The following is a 15,122-nucleotide window of genomic DNA, read 5'->3' on the forward strand; positions in this document are numbered from 1 at the left end:
CCTCAAAGCGAAGAAACCAGGGCCTCAAAGGGAAGGGAGGAAGCGACGCGGACGACGGCGTCCGGCCCTACGCCGACGGCGCCCAGCCCTACGCCGACGGCGCCCGCGCCCCTACGCCGCCGGGGCCGGCCGCGCCTCCGCGGCCGGGGCGTCCGGGGCGTCCAGCCGCAGCCGGCGCGGCGACACGTACCGGCGGCGGTCGGTCACCACGATCGTGGCCAGCAGCCCCACGACCAGCCAGGCCGCCAGCGCCGCGACGCCGCCGGCGAGGCTCGCGTCGCCGGCCGTCACGGCCCGCAGCGCGACGATCGCGCCGTGCGTCGGCAGCAGGTCGCCGAGCGCGTACAGCGGTCCCGGCAGCGTCGAGACCACGCCCGTCGCCACCGTCAGCACCGCGACCGCGAGCGACGCCAGCCGCCCCGCCGGGCCGAAGATCGCGGCCAGCGCCTGGTTGAGCGCCACGAACGTGGCCGCCGAGAGCAGCGCGACCAGCACGAAGCCGACCGCCGCCGACAGGTGCAGCCGCAGCACCGGGATCGCGACGGCGGAGATGACGAGCGCGGCGCTCGCCGCCGCGATGGACCCCGGCACCGCGGCCCGCAGCGTGAGCCGCCACGTCGGCTCGCGCGACGTCAGGATCCCGGCGGGCAGCGGGCGCGTCGCCAGGTACGTCACCAGCGCGAGGGCCCACAGCGCCAGCGCGGAGAACAGCGCGATCGACAGCACGCCGAACGCCGCGGACGTGGTGCTCGACGTCGTCGGGTCTGCCGCCACGGTGGACAGGTGGTCCTGCTCGTCGTCGGTGTACGTGGGCACCTGCTCGACGGCGTCCGACAGCCCCGAGGAGAGCTGGTGCGCGCCGTCGTCCGCGTCGTGGGCGCCGCTCGCGACCTGGTCCGCGCCCGGCACCAGCTCGTCCGCGCCCGTGGCCAGCCCGTTCGCGCCGACGGCGACCTCCTGCGCCGCCGCGTTCGTCTGCGCCACCCCGGTGTCGAGGTCCGCGGCCCCCGTGGCGAGCTGCCCCGCCGCGCCGTCGACCTGCCGGGCGCCCGACGCGACGCCCTGCGCCCCGGCATTCAGGTCGTCGGCAGCGCTCGCCGCCGAGGCGATCCCGGCCGCCAGCTCGGCGGACCGCGTGGCCAGCTCCGCGTTGCCCCGGGCCACCTGCCGCGAGCCGGTGCGCAGCGCCTGGACGGCGTCGCGCGCGGACTCGACGTCGGCGCGCACCCGGGCCTTGCCGTCCTCGATGCGTTGCGCGGCGGAGTCGGCCCGGCCGGCGGCGCGCTCCAGCGCCTGGCAGAAGTCGCGGTCGGCCACGACGCTCGAACCGCACCGCTCGGCGAGCCGGTCCAGCTCGGCGACGACGTCGCGGGTGTCGGGGAGCCGGTCCAGGCCGTCGATCGCCCGGTTGGCGACCGGGACCACCCGGTCCGCGAGTCGCTTGTTGCCGTCGGCGACCCGACCTGCGGCGTCGGCCAGCTCCTGGGCGGCCGCAGGGAGCCGGGCTGCGCGCTGCGCGGCGTCGTCCAGGCCGGAGGACAGCGCGGCCGTGCCGTCGGCGACCTGCCCGGCCCCGGCGGCGACCTCGCCGGTGGCGCCGGCCAGCGCGGACGTGCCCGAGGTGAGCCCCGCAGCCCCGGCCGCGAGCTGGCCGGTCCCGGCGGCGAGCGCCCCGGCGCCCCCGGACAGCTCGTCGGCGCCGTCGGCCACCTGGTCGACGCCGCCGGACAGCTCGTCGGCCCCGTCGCTGAGCTGGGCGGTGCCGTCGGCGAGCTGCCCGGCGCTGTCCGAGGCGTCCCCGAGCTGCTTGTGCAGCGTGGTGAAGCTGCCGTAGATGTTGCCCAGGTAGGACTCCACGACGGTCTGGTTCAGGGCGTCCTGGGTGTCGTCGGCCACGCCGCCGGCCAGGTACGGGTCCGCGACGCCGGCGGCCGTGGTGGTCTGCACCTGCAGCCCGGCCTGGACGGCGTCCATCGGGTCGTCCGCCGTCGCGGCCGACATGCCCTGGGCGGAGAAGTCCTTCGGGATGGTGACGACGGCGGCGTAGGTGCCACCGCGCAGCCCGTCGCGCGCGTCGGAGGCGTCGGTGAGCACCCACGCGTACGCGGAGTCGTCGTCGTGGGTCAGGTTCCCGGCGAGCGTGCGGCCGAGCGGGACCTGCTGCCCGTTCACCGTCACGGGCTCGTCGTTGTTCACGACGGCGGCCTGCGCGGTCTGGTGGTCGGTGCCCGGGGACCAGAAGGCCCAGGTGAGCAGGCCCATGACGAGCAGCGGCACGGCCACCAGGGCGGTCCAGGTGCGCCAGGTCAGGGGCCGGGTCGTCAGGGACCGGGCGGAGGCGGCGAACGACATGGTCATCACAGGACCTCTGCGGGTCGGTGGGTCATGGCGTAGAGCTGGGTGGCCTCCAGCGGGAGCAGGTCGACCACCCGGTCGGGGTCCTGGCAGGCCAGGACGAACGTGGCGGGCAGACCGCCGGAGGTCACGCGGAAGGCGAGCTGGTCGCGCAGCCGGGCGCGGGCCTCGGAGCGCAGCACCAGGTCTGCGTCGTCGACCAGGATCAGCTCGACGTCGCGGGCCAGCGCCTCGGTGACCCGGCCCGCGGGGTCGAGGTCGCCGCGCCCGTCGACGACGGCGACGTGCGGCCGCAGGGCGTGCACGTGCTGGGGCAGCACCTGGCCGAGCACCTTCAGGTCGCCGCGGTGGCGGGTCACGCGCCCCGCGAGCGAGAGCAGCAGGGCCGACTTGCCCACCGCGCCGGACCCGTGCAGCACCAGCACCTCGCCCCGGGGCACGTGCAGCTCGACGTCGCGGTAGACCGGGCGGCCGCGGTCGTCATCCAGGCTGAGGGCCTGCGCGCTGATCACCTCGTCGCTGTGCGGCGCGGGCCAGTCCGCCAGGCGCAGCTCGTGCAGCAGGCCGTCGCCCTCGGCGTCGAACACGGGCAGCCGGCGGTCGAGCGCGGGCGGCAGGCCCCAGGCCCGGTCCCCGAGCAGCGCGAGCACGGCGGGCACGAACGTCATCCGGACCACGAACGCGTCGATGAACACGCCCACGGCCAGGGCGAACGCGATCGGCTTGAGGGTGGCGCTGCCGTCCGGCACGAACGCCGCGAAGACGCCGAACATGATGAGCGCCGCCGCGACGACCACCCGGGAGGCCGAGACGAAGCCCTCCTCGATCGCCTCGTGCGCGTCGCCGTGGTGGGCGTAGTGCTCGCGGATCCGCGAGACGAGGAAGACCTCGTAGTCCATCGCGAGGCCGAACAGCACGCCCATCAGGATGATCGGCAGAAAGCTCACGACGCTCCCGACGTGCGCGACGTCGAGCAGGGCGGCGCCGTGCCCCTCCTGGAACACGAGCGACGTGAGGCCGAACGCCGCCCCGATCGAGAGCAGGTAGCCCACGGTCGCCTTGACCGGCACCCAGACCGAGCGGAACACCATGGCCAGCAGCACCAGCGAGAGCCCGGCCACCAGCAGGCCGAACGGGACCAGCGCCGCGCCCAGCCGGTCGGAGACGTCGATGCCGACGGCGGTCAGGCCCGTGACCGCCGTCTGCGCGTCGTGCTCGGCGAGCCAGTGCGGCTCCTGGTCCCGGAGGCGTTCGACCAGCTCGTCCGTGCGCGCGTCGTCCGGCGCCGTGGTCGGGACCACCGAGATGATGCCCGTGTCGCCCTTCTCGTTGGGCGTGGCCAGCGGCACCGCCGCGACGCCGGGGAGGTCGCGGATCTCGTCCGCGAGGTCGTCGACCAGCTTGGACGGATCGGTGGACTGGATGACGTCCGCCGTCACCAGCAGCGGCCCGTTGAAGCCGGGGCCGAAGTGCTCCGCCACCACGTCGTACGTCTCGCGGGCCGGCGAGCCAGCCTCCTGGCTGCCGTTGTCCGGCAGCGCGAGCCGCAGGTTCGCCGCGGGCACGGCCAGGGCGCCGAGCCCGACCACCACGATCGCGATCGTGACGAGCGGCCGGCGCGTGACGAAGCGGACCCACGGCCGGGCGACCCGGGGCTTGCGGAGGCGGGGACGACGTCGGGGGCGCTCGCCCTGGCCCTCCGGCCGACCCTCCGGCCGGCCCTCCGCCTCCTGGTTCGGGGCCGCGCCCCCGCGCCGGGACCTGGGCACCATCCGCCGCCCCGCGAACGCGAGGAGCGCCGGCACGAGCGTCACCGCCACGCTGACCGCGACGGCCACGCCGAGCGCCGCCGAGACACCCATCGTCGTCAGGAACGGGATGCGCGCCACCGACAGGCCGAGCAGCGCGATGAGCACCGTCAGCCCCGCGAAGAGCACCGCGGAGCCCGCCGTCGCGGTCGCCCGCGCGATCGACTCCTCGACCGACAGGCCCTCGGCGAGCTGGTCGCGGTGCCGGGACAGCAGGAACAGCGCGTAGTCGATGCCCACCGCCAGGCCGATCATCACCGCGAGCATGGGCGCGGTCGAGGAGACCGGCACGAAGAGGGTCCCCAGGTAGACCAGGGAGACGGACACGCCCACGCCCACCACCGCCGTCACCAGCGGCATCACCGCCGCGATGATCGTCCGGAACATCAGCAGCAGCACCACCAGCGCGATGAGCAGCCCCACCGCCTCCGTGGAGCTCAGCCCCGGGATGCGGTCGGCGAACGCGTCCCCACCCGTGTAGACCTTCGCGCCGTCCCCGACCTCACCCGCGAGATCGTCGGCGATCCCGCTCAGGTCGGTCAGCGTGGCGTCGCTGACCTGCGTCGAGTCCACCTTGAGCTGCACCCCGATGTTCGCCGCCAGGCCGTCGTCGGACACGGCGTCGTTGACGTCCGGGTCGAACGGGTCCGACGCCACCTCCACCTGCGCCACGTCCCCGATCCGGTCCACGGCGTCCGACACCGCCTGCCGGGTCGCGGCCGTGTCGACCTGCTGCCCCTCCGGAACCAGCAGCACCAGCTGCGCCGACGTGCCGCTGACCTGCGGAAAGACGTGGTCGAGGTGGTCCATCGCGTCCTGCGACTCCGACCCCGGGATCGTGAAGGTGTCGTCCGTGCCCTTGTTCAGGAGGGCGCTCGCGGCGCCGCACACGACGAGCACCAGGACCCATCCGAGGACGACCAGGCCGCGGTGCCGGGCCACCATACGGCCGAGCCGATAGAGGAAAGACGACACGACGCACCTCCTGCACACCGGGACAGTGCACTTCCATGCTGGCAGCGCCGGGCGGAACCGACATGTCGAGCGCCGGGGCCGGCTTCCCGGCCGGCCGTGCCGGCCCGCCGGTACGGGTCAGTCGAGCGCGGCGCGGCCGGCGGCGTCGGGGCTGACCGGGGTGTCGCCCACGAGGGCGGCGAGCTGCCGTTCGAGGGTCGCGAGCTCCTCCGCGCCGATCCGGCGGGCCCAGTCCTCGCGGAGGGAGTCGAAGATCGCCTCGCCGCGGTGCATGACCTCCCAGCCGAGCGGGGTGACCTCGATCCGCTTGCGCCGCGCGTCCTGCGGGTCGGTGCCGCGCCGCACGTAGCCGCGCTCCAGCAGGACGGCGATCGTCTTGGCCGCGGCCTGCTTCGAGACCGCCAGACGGCGGCCCAGCTCCGAGGCGTTGTCCGCCCCGTCCGCGATGGCCCGCATCGCGAAGTCGTGCACAGGGCGGACGTCGTCGTGGCCGCCGGCGGCGAGCTCGGCGGCCACCGCGTCGACGAGCGTCCGGTAACCGCCCAGGAGCAGCAGAGCGAGGTCGGCGCCCGAACGAGTCATGGGCCCAGGATAAGGGGGTTGATTTCGACAACCTGATTGTCTAATGTGACTGGACAACCTGGTTGTCCAAAAAGGGAGACATCATGATCGAGACCGTGCCGGGACGTTCCGTCGACGGGGTCGTGCACGACGTGGCCGAGCTCGCGGGCACCCAGCTCCACTACGTCTCCGCCGGGACGTCGGGGTCGCCGATCCTGCTCGTCCACGGCTTCCCCGAGACCTGGTGGACGTTCCACCGGCTGATCCCGCACCTCGCGGCCGGCCACCGCGTCGTCGCCGTGGACCTGCGCGGCTTCGGCGACTCGGCCGTGGCCGACGACGACCACGACAGTGCCACCGCCGCCGAGGACCTGCACCGGCTGATCGCCCACCTGGGCCTCGGTCCGGTCCACCTCGCGGTGCAGGACATCGCGGGTGGGACGGCGCTGCGGCTGGTCGCGACCCACCCGGAGGACGTGCTGAGCCTGACCGCCGTCGAGGCGGGCCTGGCCGGCTTCGGCCTCGAAGCCCTCGCGGACGTCACGCACGGTGGCTCCTGGCACATCGGCGTCCTCGCGGCCCCGGGTGTACCGGACCTGTTGCTCGCCGGGCGCGAGCAAGACTTCCTCGCGGCGATGTTCCACGCCATGACGGCGACACCCTGGTCGGTCACGGAGGAGGACCTGGCGGAGTTCACGCGCACCTACGCCCGCCCCGGCGCCTGGCGGGGCGCGGCCGGGCTCTACCGTTCGATGCTCACCGAGGGCGCGGAGCTCCGGGCGCTCGCCGCGGAGCATCCGGTCCGGGTGCCGGTGCTGGCGGTCGGCGCGGGCGGCGGATCGTTCACCGCGAACACCCTGGCGCAGGTGGCCGCGGCGCCGATCGCGACGGCGCAGCTCGACGGCGTCGGCCACCACGCCGCCCTGGAGGCGCCCGCGGAGCTCGCCGCGGCAGTGCTCGGCTTCCTGGCCCGCGTGGAGCTCACCTGACGCCGTGCCCGTAGCCTGGCCCGATGATCCGTGTGCTGCTCGCCGACGACGAGGGGATGATCCGGTCCGCCCTGGCCGCGCTGCTGCGGCTGGAGGAGGACATCGAGGTCGTGGCCGAGTGCGCCGACGGGGCCGAGGCGGTGGCCGAGGCCGAGCGGCTGCGGCCCGACGTCTGCCTGCTGGACCTCGAGATGCCGCACCTGGACGGCGTGGAGGTCGCCCAGCGGCTGAACCGCACGCTGCCCACGCGCTGCGTGATCGTCACTCGGCACGCCCGGCCCGGCGTCCTGCGGCGGGCGCTCGCCTCGGGGGCCGTCGGCTTCCTGCCCAAGTCGCGCCCCGCCGACGAGGTCGCGGCCGTCATCCGCCGCGTCGCGGCGGGCGGGCGGTACGTGGACCCGGAGGTCGCGGCCGACGCGCTGCGCGACGAGCGGTCGCCGCTGACGGACCGCGAGCTGGACGTGCTGCGGGCCGGCCGGCAGGGCGAGACCACGCGGCAGATCGCGCGCACCCTGTCGCTCGCCCCGGGCACTGTGCGCAACCACGTCTCCGCCGTGCTGGGCAAGCTCGCCGTGGACACCCGTCAGCAGGCGGTGCTGATGGCGGAGGAGCGCGGCTGGATCTGACCGGCGTCCGCGCACCGGCGCGGCGGGCTCACTCGTACCGCTCGCCGAGCGGCGTCGTGCCCGCCGCCTGCGCGACCTCCGCCGGCACCGTGCCGACCTCGACCAGCTCCTCGCGGCCACCCCCACCGGAGACCCCGAGCGTGAGGACCGGCCCGACGCCGGGGGCGTAGAGCTTGTACTCCAGCACGTCGGGCTCGATGGTGATCGTGTCCTTGGTCAGCAGCGCGTCGTCGTAGTGCCCCGCCGGGACCTCGGCCTGCTCGTCCAGGCTGAGCACGGCACCGTTGTCCTCCGCCTCGCCCCGGTAGAACTCCTGCCGGTACGCCATCCCGACGGCAGGGTCGGCGGGCATGATCACGCCCGCCAGGGCGCCGTCGAGGCCCGCCTCGAAGGAGCCCCCCGTGGTGGTGACCTTGCCGTCCTCGAACTCGGCCGTGTCCTCGCCGAGGTACCAGATCGTGCCGTCGGGGTCCTGCGCGTACCAGTCGAAGGTGTCCTCGACCACCTCGCCGCGTCGCGTCACGGTGTCCCGGACGACGCGGGCCGTGGACCCGTCGGCGATCTCCTTGGTCTCGCTGGTGACGGTCACCACGACGCGCAGCTCCTGGCCCTTCTCGTCGGTCTCGCGGTAGACCCACTGCGTGCCGGGTTCCATGGGCCAGTACTCGTTGTCGATCTCGGTGGTGAGGTCCGCCGGGTCCAGGTCGGCCGGCTCGTCCGTCTGCGGCAGGCCCGCGCCCGCCGGGGCGGACCCGGAGCCCATCCCGCCGTGCGGCGGTCCGCCGTCGTGCCCGCCGTCCGGCCCGCGGCCGAACATGCCGCAGCCCGCCACCAGGACCACGACGCCGGCCGCCACCGACACCGTCAGGAGCTGGCGCGCGACGCCCGCCCCTCGGTCTCCGCCGTTGCGCGCCTGCCCGCTGTTCCGCACCCGCATGGCACTCCCCGCCCCCTCGCGACGTACCTGCCTGCTGCCCCTACGACACGACCATAGGCACACCCGCCGACGCGGAGCAGGGGCTGGCCCGAGGGCGTCAGTTGACCCCACCTCGTGGCAGAATATTCCTAGCCTGGCTACCTTCAAGTGCGGGCAGCAATTTGTGAAAGGGGATCGACCGTGGTTCGTGAACCCGAGCCGGCCCAGCCGCCCGCTCCGTCCATGCTGGATCCCCGGGTCCTGGACCCGCAGGAGGAGATCGTGCGGCGTGCTGGCCTCGACGACCGCGACGTCGACCAGGTGGTGCGCGTGCTGGAGGGCCTGCGCGACTGGCGCGAGGCCGAGCGCCGGACGAGCGAGGCGTCGCGCCGCTACATGAAGCTCGGCGAGACCGACATGCGCACCCTGCGGTTCGTCATCGCGGCCCAGCACCGCGGCGAGACCGTGACCCCGGGAGCGATCGCCGCGCACCTGGGCATCACGTCGGCGTCCACCACCAAGATGCTCGACCGGCTGGCCGACGCCGGCCACGTCCGCCGGCTCCCCCACCCGTCCGACCGGCGCAGCCTCGCGGTCGAGGTCTCCGAGGAGACCCGGCGGATCGCCCTGCGCAGCGTCGGCCGTAGCCACGCCCACCGGTTCGAGGCGGTCGCGCGCCTCAAGCCGGAGGAGCGGGAGGTGGTCCTCAAGTTCCTCGACGACCTCGCGAGCTCCGGGGAGGCCGTGATCACCGGGGAGCCCTCGGCCAACGGGGAGCCCTCGGACCCCGCGGAGTGAGGCTGCCGGGAGCTGGTCTGCGGCTCGTTCCACGGCGGCGCGGCGCGCGGGGTCCCGGCGAGTAGGGTGCCTCTCGCGGACCCGCCGAACGGAGCACGACTGTGACGACCCCGAACCTGCTGGGCAGCGACCTGCCGATCGTGGCGGCCCCGATGGCCGGCGGCGCGACGACGGCCGCGCTGGCCGCCGCGGCCACGAACACCGGCGCGTTCGCCTTCCTGCCGGGCGGGTACCTCGCGCCCGAGCGGCTCGCGGCCGACGTCGCCGCCGCACGCGCCTGGGGGCGCCCGTTCGGGGTCAACCTCTTCGTCCCCGGGCCGGAGCGCCCGGACCGCGAGGCGTTCGCCGCCTACGCCCGGCGGCTTGCCCCGGAGGCGGCCGCCCTGGGCGTCGAACTCTCCGCCGATCCGGTGGACGACGACGACCGGTGGCCGGACAAGCTCGCCCTGCTGCTCGACGACCCGGTGCCGGTGGTGTCGTTCACGTTCGACCTGCCCGCCCCGGCGGACATCCGCGCCTTGCGGCGGGCGGGCACGGTCGTGCTCGCCTCGGTGACCACCGCCGACGAGGCCGCGGCCGCCCGCGACGGCGGCGTGGACGGGCTCATGGTCCAGGGCCCCGCGGCCGGCGGGCACAGCGCCACGTGGGACCCGGCCCGGCGGGTGACCGACGCGCCGACGACGTCGGTGGTCCGCGCCGTCGCGGCCGCCGTCGACCTGCCGCTCGTGGCGGCCGGCGGCGTGGACGGACCCGACGCCGTGCGCGAGCTGCTGACCGCCGGGGCGCAGGCCGTCGCTGTCGGCACACTGCTGTTGCGCACGGACGAGTCCGGCGCGTCGGCGACGTACCAGGCCGCGCTCGCGGCGTCCGACCGCGGCACCGTGGTGACCAGGTCGTTCACCGGCCGGCCGGCGCGCGCCGTGCGCAACGGCTTCGTCGATCGGCACGACGCTGTCGCGCCCGTGGGTTACCCCGCGATCCACCACCTCACGCGCGAGCTACGCCGTCGGGCGGCGGCCTCCGGGGACGCCGACCGCCTCCACCTGTGGGCGGGCACGGGCTACCGGCACGCGACGACGGGCCCGGCCGCCGACGTCGTCCGGAGGCTGGCCGCCGGGCTGTGACCGGGGCGCGTCGACGGTCAGTCCGCCTGGTCCGCGGGCTCCTGAGCGGGATTGCGTGCGGCCTTGAGGTCTCTCACGCCTAGTGCGATGCCGAGCCCCGTACCTGCGAACACCAACACCGTCCAGACGACGAGCATGCCCTCGTCCAGGACTCGCTCGAAAGTAAGAGCCATCATGGTCCCGTTGAAGACGATCCCGAGCCACCTGCCCGCAGGCTTGCCCCAACCCCAGAAGTGCCCGTTGAAGGCGCTCCCGATGAGGCCAAAGGCGCCGAAGAACGCAACCATGCAGAGCACGATCTGTACTGCCACTCAGTGCCACCGCCTCACCCGTAATTGACGCAGGCCTACCAGGTGCGGACATGAACGGGCCCCGGTGGGGAACACGGTGGGGAGCGAACTACTCCCCCACCGTGTTTTCGCTGGTCGGGGTGACAGGATTCGAACCTGCGACCCTCTGCTCCCAGGCCGGCACGCAATTAAGCCGCACGACGGGCCCCTGGATCCGCGGATACCTACCAGCTCCCGCCCGTTCCACTGATGGCGTTTCTGCAGGTAGCGGCCACGCACGTCTGTCACTGATGACTCTGGCCCGCAATGGATGCGGGGTGGGAAGTCACCCTCGTGAGTGCCACTGTAGTCCAGTGGTGACAGTCAGTGACGACTGAATCCGTCGGGTTTCTGTCGGGGGTCGAGTGGCGTTGGGCGTAGGAGCAGCAACTATCGGTCCGCCCCCCCAAAAGCCACGGGTACAAGGGCGATCGTTGGACTCCGCGGGTCAATCAGGATGCCGACCCCCGAGTCCCCCTGCTCACCTCCGCGCGCGGCTACATGAGTGGTGGCCATCCGGCCAGGTCAAACTAAGCACATTTTGGCTAGTCTGGTATTTTCGGTAGCTTCACCCCCAGCCGGAACAACGCATTCTCGATGTTACTCACGGAGTGCGAGGACGCGGGATCGGCCCTGAGAACGACCATGATGGCAGTCAGATCGCGAGCCCAGGCAAACCCCAGTTTGGTTGTTGATTCTAGGAGATGAGCGAGCACCACCGCCCAGCCACTCGGATTGATCTCGACAGCCTGAACAGTCACGGGGAAACGCGACATTCTTGGTGCGGGGGCCAGTCCGCACGGTGCTTTGCTTAAAAGGTTCATGCCCTCAGTCAGTTCCGTTCCAGCAGGAAGCCCCGCCACCAAAGTGACCAACGCGGTGAGCTCTGAGGGAGCCAGGACTCGCGGAACGCTAGAAACGCGACGCCTGACGTACTCGCGGATCCAGCGCCTCCAAAGAGTGAGCCGGGACTCAAGATCAGAGTCGGCAAATCGGCGTCCGAATTCTTCGGCCCAGCTGACTCTAAGATCGATGCCGCCCGCCGCGACTACGCGGCTGAGCCAGTCGAGGCGGCCAGCATCGGCCATCGTGCTGCTGATGGCAATGCTGGCGATCCAGCGCGGGAGATCCCGGCTTAAAGCAGAGTTGGGTGCCGTGTGCTCGCTGCACTTCACAATCCAGTCCCGAACGCCAGCCTCAAGCAGGTCCTCACCCCACTGGCCCTTCAAGACCACCTGCCAGGCCTGTTCTAGGTCGTCCCATGAGCCTCCCGCGGGATCGATCAGGGCCAGCAGGCGGCCGCGCGCCCACGTCGGGTCCGCGCGGTAGAAGAAAAGAAGATTCCGCAGCAGAACAGCCTCGACGTATTGCCGGCCTGCGCTTCGGTCAAGTAATTCCTCGAGGGCCGAGCGGACCTCCTCGGAGAGGAGGCCACCGGGGTAGACCCCTGCGCGCGCCTCGTCGATCGCCACGCCTGCCCAGTACTCGGCGAGTTGACCCACCGGGGTGTTGATCGCTCTCGACATGAGGTCGCCGCCACTCATGCCCGACTGCTCAGACGCCACGTACGGAAAGACCCGGCGTGCAAGGTTCCTGCCGTCGGCCCGTGCGGCCCACCGGCGTCGATGTTCCGCATCGTTCGACCAGGGCAAGAGCAGTCGCATGACGCTGTGGGCCATCCCATCAAGGTCGACCTTGCTGATCAGCCTGCCGATCTCTTGCAGTCGGTCCTCATCGAGCTCCGCCTTGGACCACCCGTCAACAACGGATGCTCGTATCCCTGCGTCGTCGGTCAGACCCCAAATGCTCACGCCGTCGTCAGGCCACTGCACGACCGTGTGGGTGAGCATATCGCCGGCGCCCCACCAGCCATGCCATTCATCAACACGAGGCTCCTGAGCAAACTGACCCAGAGCAGCTCTGGCGTCTTTCTCGAGCATGTCGTGGAACTCGGCCGGCTGCCATGGCCAAGACTCCTCGATGCCTTCCGAGCCCGACATTGCACGCGAGGTAAGATCCAGACTCCCATCCGTGTGCCAGTCAGGATGCCGTGCGGCAATCTCGCCCAACACGGCCGGTCTCTCAGTGGTGGGAGATCCCCGCAAGATTCCCTCAAGCAGCACGAAACCCTGATAGTCCCGGGCGTCGCTGGCCCACCGCTCATCGCCGGCGAGCTCGTCATCGTGTGAGATGCGAGTTACAACGGCCTCGACAAGCGACTCGACTGCGTCCGGGCCCAGCGAGGGAACGACGTCAGAAAGAAGCATGTAGGCCTCGTGTCGGATGTCTCTGTCGAACAGCCGTCCACGCTCAAGGAGTAGATCCAGTTTCTCCGAAGTCTGCATTCCCGGGTCGAACCGCATGCTGTGCAGGGCGATTCGTCGCAGCAGCGGCGCCTCGCTGATGAGCCAGATAGATCGGAAGAGGCTGGCGTCCGCAGGCTCCTCGGCGCGGTGTGCCTCGAGCACGTCTCGGGCCAGGTCGATCAGCACATCGGCCGCATCGTGCAGACCCGGCTCGTTCTCCCCGTCAATCGTCGACCGCGCGAAATTCCACGTATCGAGCGAGCTGTCCGCGATCGCTACGAGCCGATGCGCTCGTTCGAAGAAGGATGTTGCCCAGGCAAGTGTCGCACGCCGAAATCGAGCGTCCTTCCCGAGCATCCTGCGGTTGATTCCGTCCTTCAGATGCCACTCCTCAATCAGGAGGTCCGAGCCTCGGCTACGCCCGAAGCTATTCGCCCCTGGGGCCGACCAACTGTCAACAACCTTATCGAGCAGCAGAATGGTGTCATGGTCGGATAGCACGACGTCTGAGGACCAAAGGAATTCGAGGTGGATTCGCCAGCCTTCGCTTCCCGCAAGGTCAGTACTGAGCACCCAACGAAGCCACCCGGAATGTATCTCCACGTCGACCTCGCGGTCATCGAGTCGCTGCAGGATGGCCTCGGTCAAGCGGGAATGGACTCGTTCGCCGGCACGCACGAGGTCGTAGACCAAACGCCAGCATTCCGGGTCGGTGCCCTCTCGCGCCATCCATCGCGCTAGGGAGACGAGACACTGATCATCCAGCTGCAAGATTGTCGAACTACCGACAAGTGACTTGAGGGGGGCCTGCGCAGCCATCCACGTGACCCAATCCTCCCCCCTTGCTATCGCGCACACCTCATCCACAAGGGACTGGTCTGTCAATGCGGAGGCGAGGAAATCAGCGTCGTCGGGATCTGACGGGGGTGCGCCACCCTGGAATGCCCGAATGCGTTGCGCGCGGCCGAAGAGCGAGCTGGACGACCATGCACCCCAGTCAGCAAGAGCATTGCCAAGGACATGGTGTGCACCTTTGTCGTAGGTGATCGGTGTGATACCAAGGGTTCTCCAACGCAGGACGTCAGTGCGGTCAGTGAAGATGAACCGCGGTTGGGCAGCAGCGCTCAAGCCCCGCGCGAAATAGTCCATCATTCGGTCTTCGTGGCTGTAACCGACGAAGCAGACAGTGAACTCCGCGAATAGTGCGCGGAGGAAAGTTGAGGCCCAGCCTTTCGTGATGTACGCGGTGCCGAAATCGGCGTCAGTGACGATCAAACGTCGAGGCTCGTGCACATGTCCGTGGAGATGAACAACCCCTTCGAAGTCATCACCGAGTGGAATACTCGGGGCCTTGTGGATCGCGAACTTATGCCCCTGGGCCTTCAGCGCAGTGCCGAGGAAGTTGTCAAAGTTGGTTGTCACGAGCCGGATCACTCCCGGGGCCGCGGCAAGGCTCGCGAGGGCGTCGTGCATCCTGTTACGTCGACGGCCCAGGGCGATCTCGCTCGCGACATGCGCGTGCACGTCGACGTCTTCGTCGGCATCGAGACCGCCAAGGTAGACGTCGGGCTGCGCCAGTTGCTTCTCGTTCGGTCGAGCTGCCCCCACGAGGTCAGCGATACGACAGGTCAGCTCCGAGAACAGCGGCAGCGAGGTCGGCGCTCCCCTAGAAGCACCAGCACCAACGAAGAAGACCACCCTGCCGTCAGCATGAGCTTGGACCAACTCATCGGGGACGTTCATTCCTGCGAAGTGCATGTGCTACTCCTCGACTACGCCGTTGCGGCCAGGCACCACTACCGTCGACTCTGTCGAGATGGCCCGACTCCCTAGATCCTCGGCTCCACAACGTCCCGGGTCAGTACAACTAGTCGCCGTTCGAGGCCCCGGGCCGATAAGGCACTCCAGCGCGTTCGGCCACGCGACGGAGGTCACCGCTCAGCGCATGGGAGACCGACGACCAATCCCACCCCTGGCCCGCCAGATCCGACTGTCCCCAGCTCCAGTCCAGATAATTACGGAATATCTCAACACGCGATACCCGATCCGCAAGAGAGCGAGGGTCTCCCACACGAAGCCTGTACGAAGCGTCAATAATTGGGGTATCAACAACGACCGCATCGTTATAGGTGAACAAGCTTGGCAAATTCGCAAGCGTGTAGGCGCCCACATTGGTGATTCTCGCACGATCAGACCTAGCCGGGTCAAAATCGTCCAATGGGGCCTCAATGAGCCGATATTTTCCAAGGCTGGCGAGTGCGAATGTGACAGCTTCAAGTGCAAATCCACGACCTTGGAGATTCCGGTAGACCTCAGAGATCTCAACGTACCCTGC

The 15,122-nt window shown here is 70.8% G+C and carries 11 protein-coding genes; 4 read left to right on the plus strand and 7 right to left on the minus strand.

Annotated elements, in window-relative coordinates:
• Nucleotides 1-111 precede the first annotated feature (111 nt).
• The 3 genes from ACFWEJ_RS18695 to ACFWEJ_RS18705 all read right to left on the minus strand — a co-directional run bounded on the left by ACFWEJ_RS18695 (nucleotide 112) and on the right by ACFWEJ_RS18705 (nucleotide 5,720).
• Entirely contained in the window at nucleotides 112-2,358 is a 2,247-nt protein-coding gene (locus ACFWEJ_RS18695) for a YhgE/Pip family protein (protein WP_377230694.1), read from the minus strand.
• Nucleotides 2,358-5,138, minus strand: coding sequence for an MMPL family transporter (locus ACFWEJ_RS18700; RefSeq protein ID WP_377230695.1), 2,781 nt, complete (start codon nucleotides 5,136-5,138; stop codon nucleotides 2,358-2,360). Before ACFWEJ_RS18700 ends, ACFWEJ_RS18695 begins: the two co-directional genes overlap by 1 nt.
• A 117-nt stretch (nucleotides 5,139-5,255) precedes the next feature.
• A complete protein-coding gene (locus ACFWEJ_RS18705) occupies nucleotides 5,256-5,720 on the minus strand; it encodes a MarR family winged helix-turn-helix transcriptional regulator (RefSeq protein WP_377230696.1) in 465 nt (154 codons plus the stop codon).
• An 83-nt stretch (nucleotides 5,721-5,803) separates the two neighbouring features.
• Here ACFWEJ_RS18705 and ACFWEJ_RS18710 point away from each other — a divergent pair, with 83 nt between their 5' ends.
• Entirely contained in the window at nucleotides 5,804-6,688 is an 885-nt protein-coding gene (locus ACFWEJ_RS18710) for an alpha/beta fold hydrolase (RefSeq protein WP_377230697.1), read from the plus strand.
• Nucleotides 6,689-6,711: 23 nt separating this feature from the next.
• Nucleotides 6,712-7,314 carry a response regulator gene (locus ACFWEJ_RS18715; protein ID WP_377230698.1) on the plus strand — a complete coding sequence of 201 codons (603 nt, stop codon included), beginning with the start codon at nucleotides 6,712-6,714 and terminating at the stop codon, nucleotides 7,312-7,314.
• 28 nt (nucleotides 7,315-7,342) lie between these two features.
• On the opposite strand, the gene ACFWEJ_RS18720 is transcribed toward ACFWEJ_RS18715, so the two are convergent.
• The gene (locus tag ACFWEJ_RS18720; protein ID WP_377230699.1) at nucleotides 7,343-8,251 is read right to left on the minus strand and encodes a hypothetical protein; all 909 of its coding nucleotides are present in this window, start codon (nucleotides 8,249-8,251) and stop codon (nucleotides 7,343-7,345) included.
• A gap of 180 nt (nucleotides 8,252-8,431) precedes the next feature.
• Between ACFWEJ_RS18720 and ACFWEJ_RS18725 the strand changes: the two genes are divergently transcribed.
• Both ACFWEJ_RS18725 and ACFWEJ_RS18730 read left to right on the plus strand, forming a co-directional pair.
• Nucleotides 8,432-9,028: a MarR family winged helix-turn-helix transcriptional regulator gene (locus tag ACFWEJ_RS18725; RefSeq protein WP_377230700.1), complete on the plus strand. Its 597-nt coding sequence runs from the start codon at nucleotides 8,432-8,434 to the stop codon at nucleotides 9,026-9,028.
• 101 nt (nucleotides 9,029-9,129) lie between these two features.
• Nucleotides 9,130-10,152, plus strand: a complete 1,023-nt coding sequence (locus ACFWEJ_RS18730) for a nitronate monooxygenase (RefSeq protein WP_377230701.1) — start codon at nucleotides 9,130-9,132, stop codon at nucleotides 10,150-10,152.
• Between the two features lie 17 nt (nucleotides 10,153-10,169).
• Here the strand turns inward: ACFWEJ_RS18730 and ACFWEJ_RS18735 are convergent, their stop codons facing one another.
• The 3 genes from ACFWEJ_RS18735 to ACFWEJ_RS18745 form a co-directional block, all read right to left on the minus strand.
• The gene (locus ACFWEJ_RS18735; RefSeq protein ID WP_377230702.1) at nucleotides 10,170-10,463 is read right to left on the minus strand and encodes a hypothetical protein; all 294 of its coding nucleotides are present in this window, start codon (nucleotides 10,461-10,463) and stop codon (nucleotides 10,170-10,172) included.
• A gap of 563 nt (nucleotides 10,464-11,026) precedes the next feature.
• Nucleotides 11,027-14,545 carry an SIR2 family protein gene (locus ACFWEJ_RS18740; RefSeq protein WP_377230703.1) on the minus strand — a complete coding sequence of 1,173 codons (3,519 nt, stop codon included), beginning with the start codon at nucleotides 14,543-14,545 and terminating at the stop codon, nucleotides 11,027-11,029.
• A gap of 109 nt (nucleotides 14,546-14,654) precedes the next feature.
• A partial coding sequence (locus ACFWEJ_RS18745; protein WP_377230704.1) for a hypothetical protein occupies nucleotides 14,655-15,122 on the minus strand: 468 nt, incomplete at its 5' end.

This window comes from Promicromonospora sp. NPDC060204 (assembly GCF_042728455.1).
Classification (GTDB): Bacteria; Actinomycetota; Actinomycetes; order Actinomycetales; family Cellulomonadaceae; genus Promicromonospora.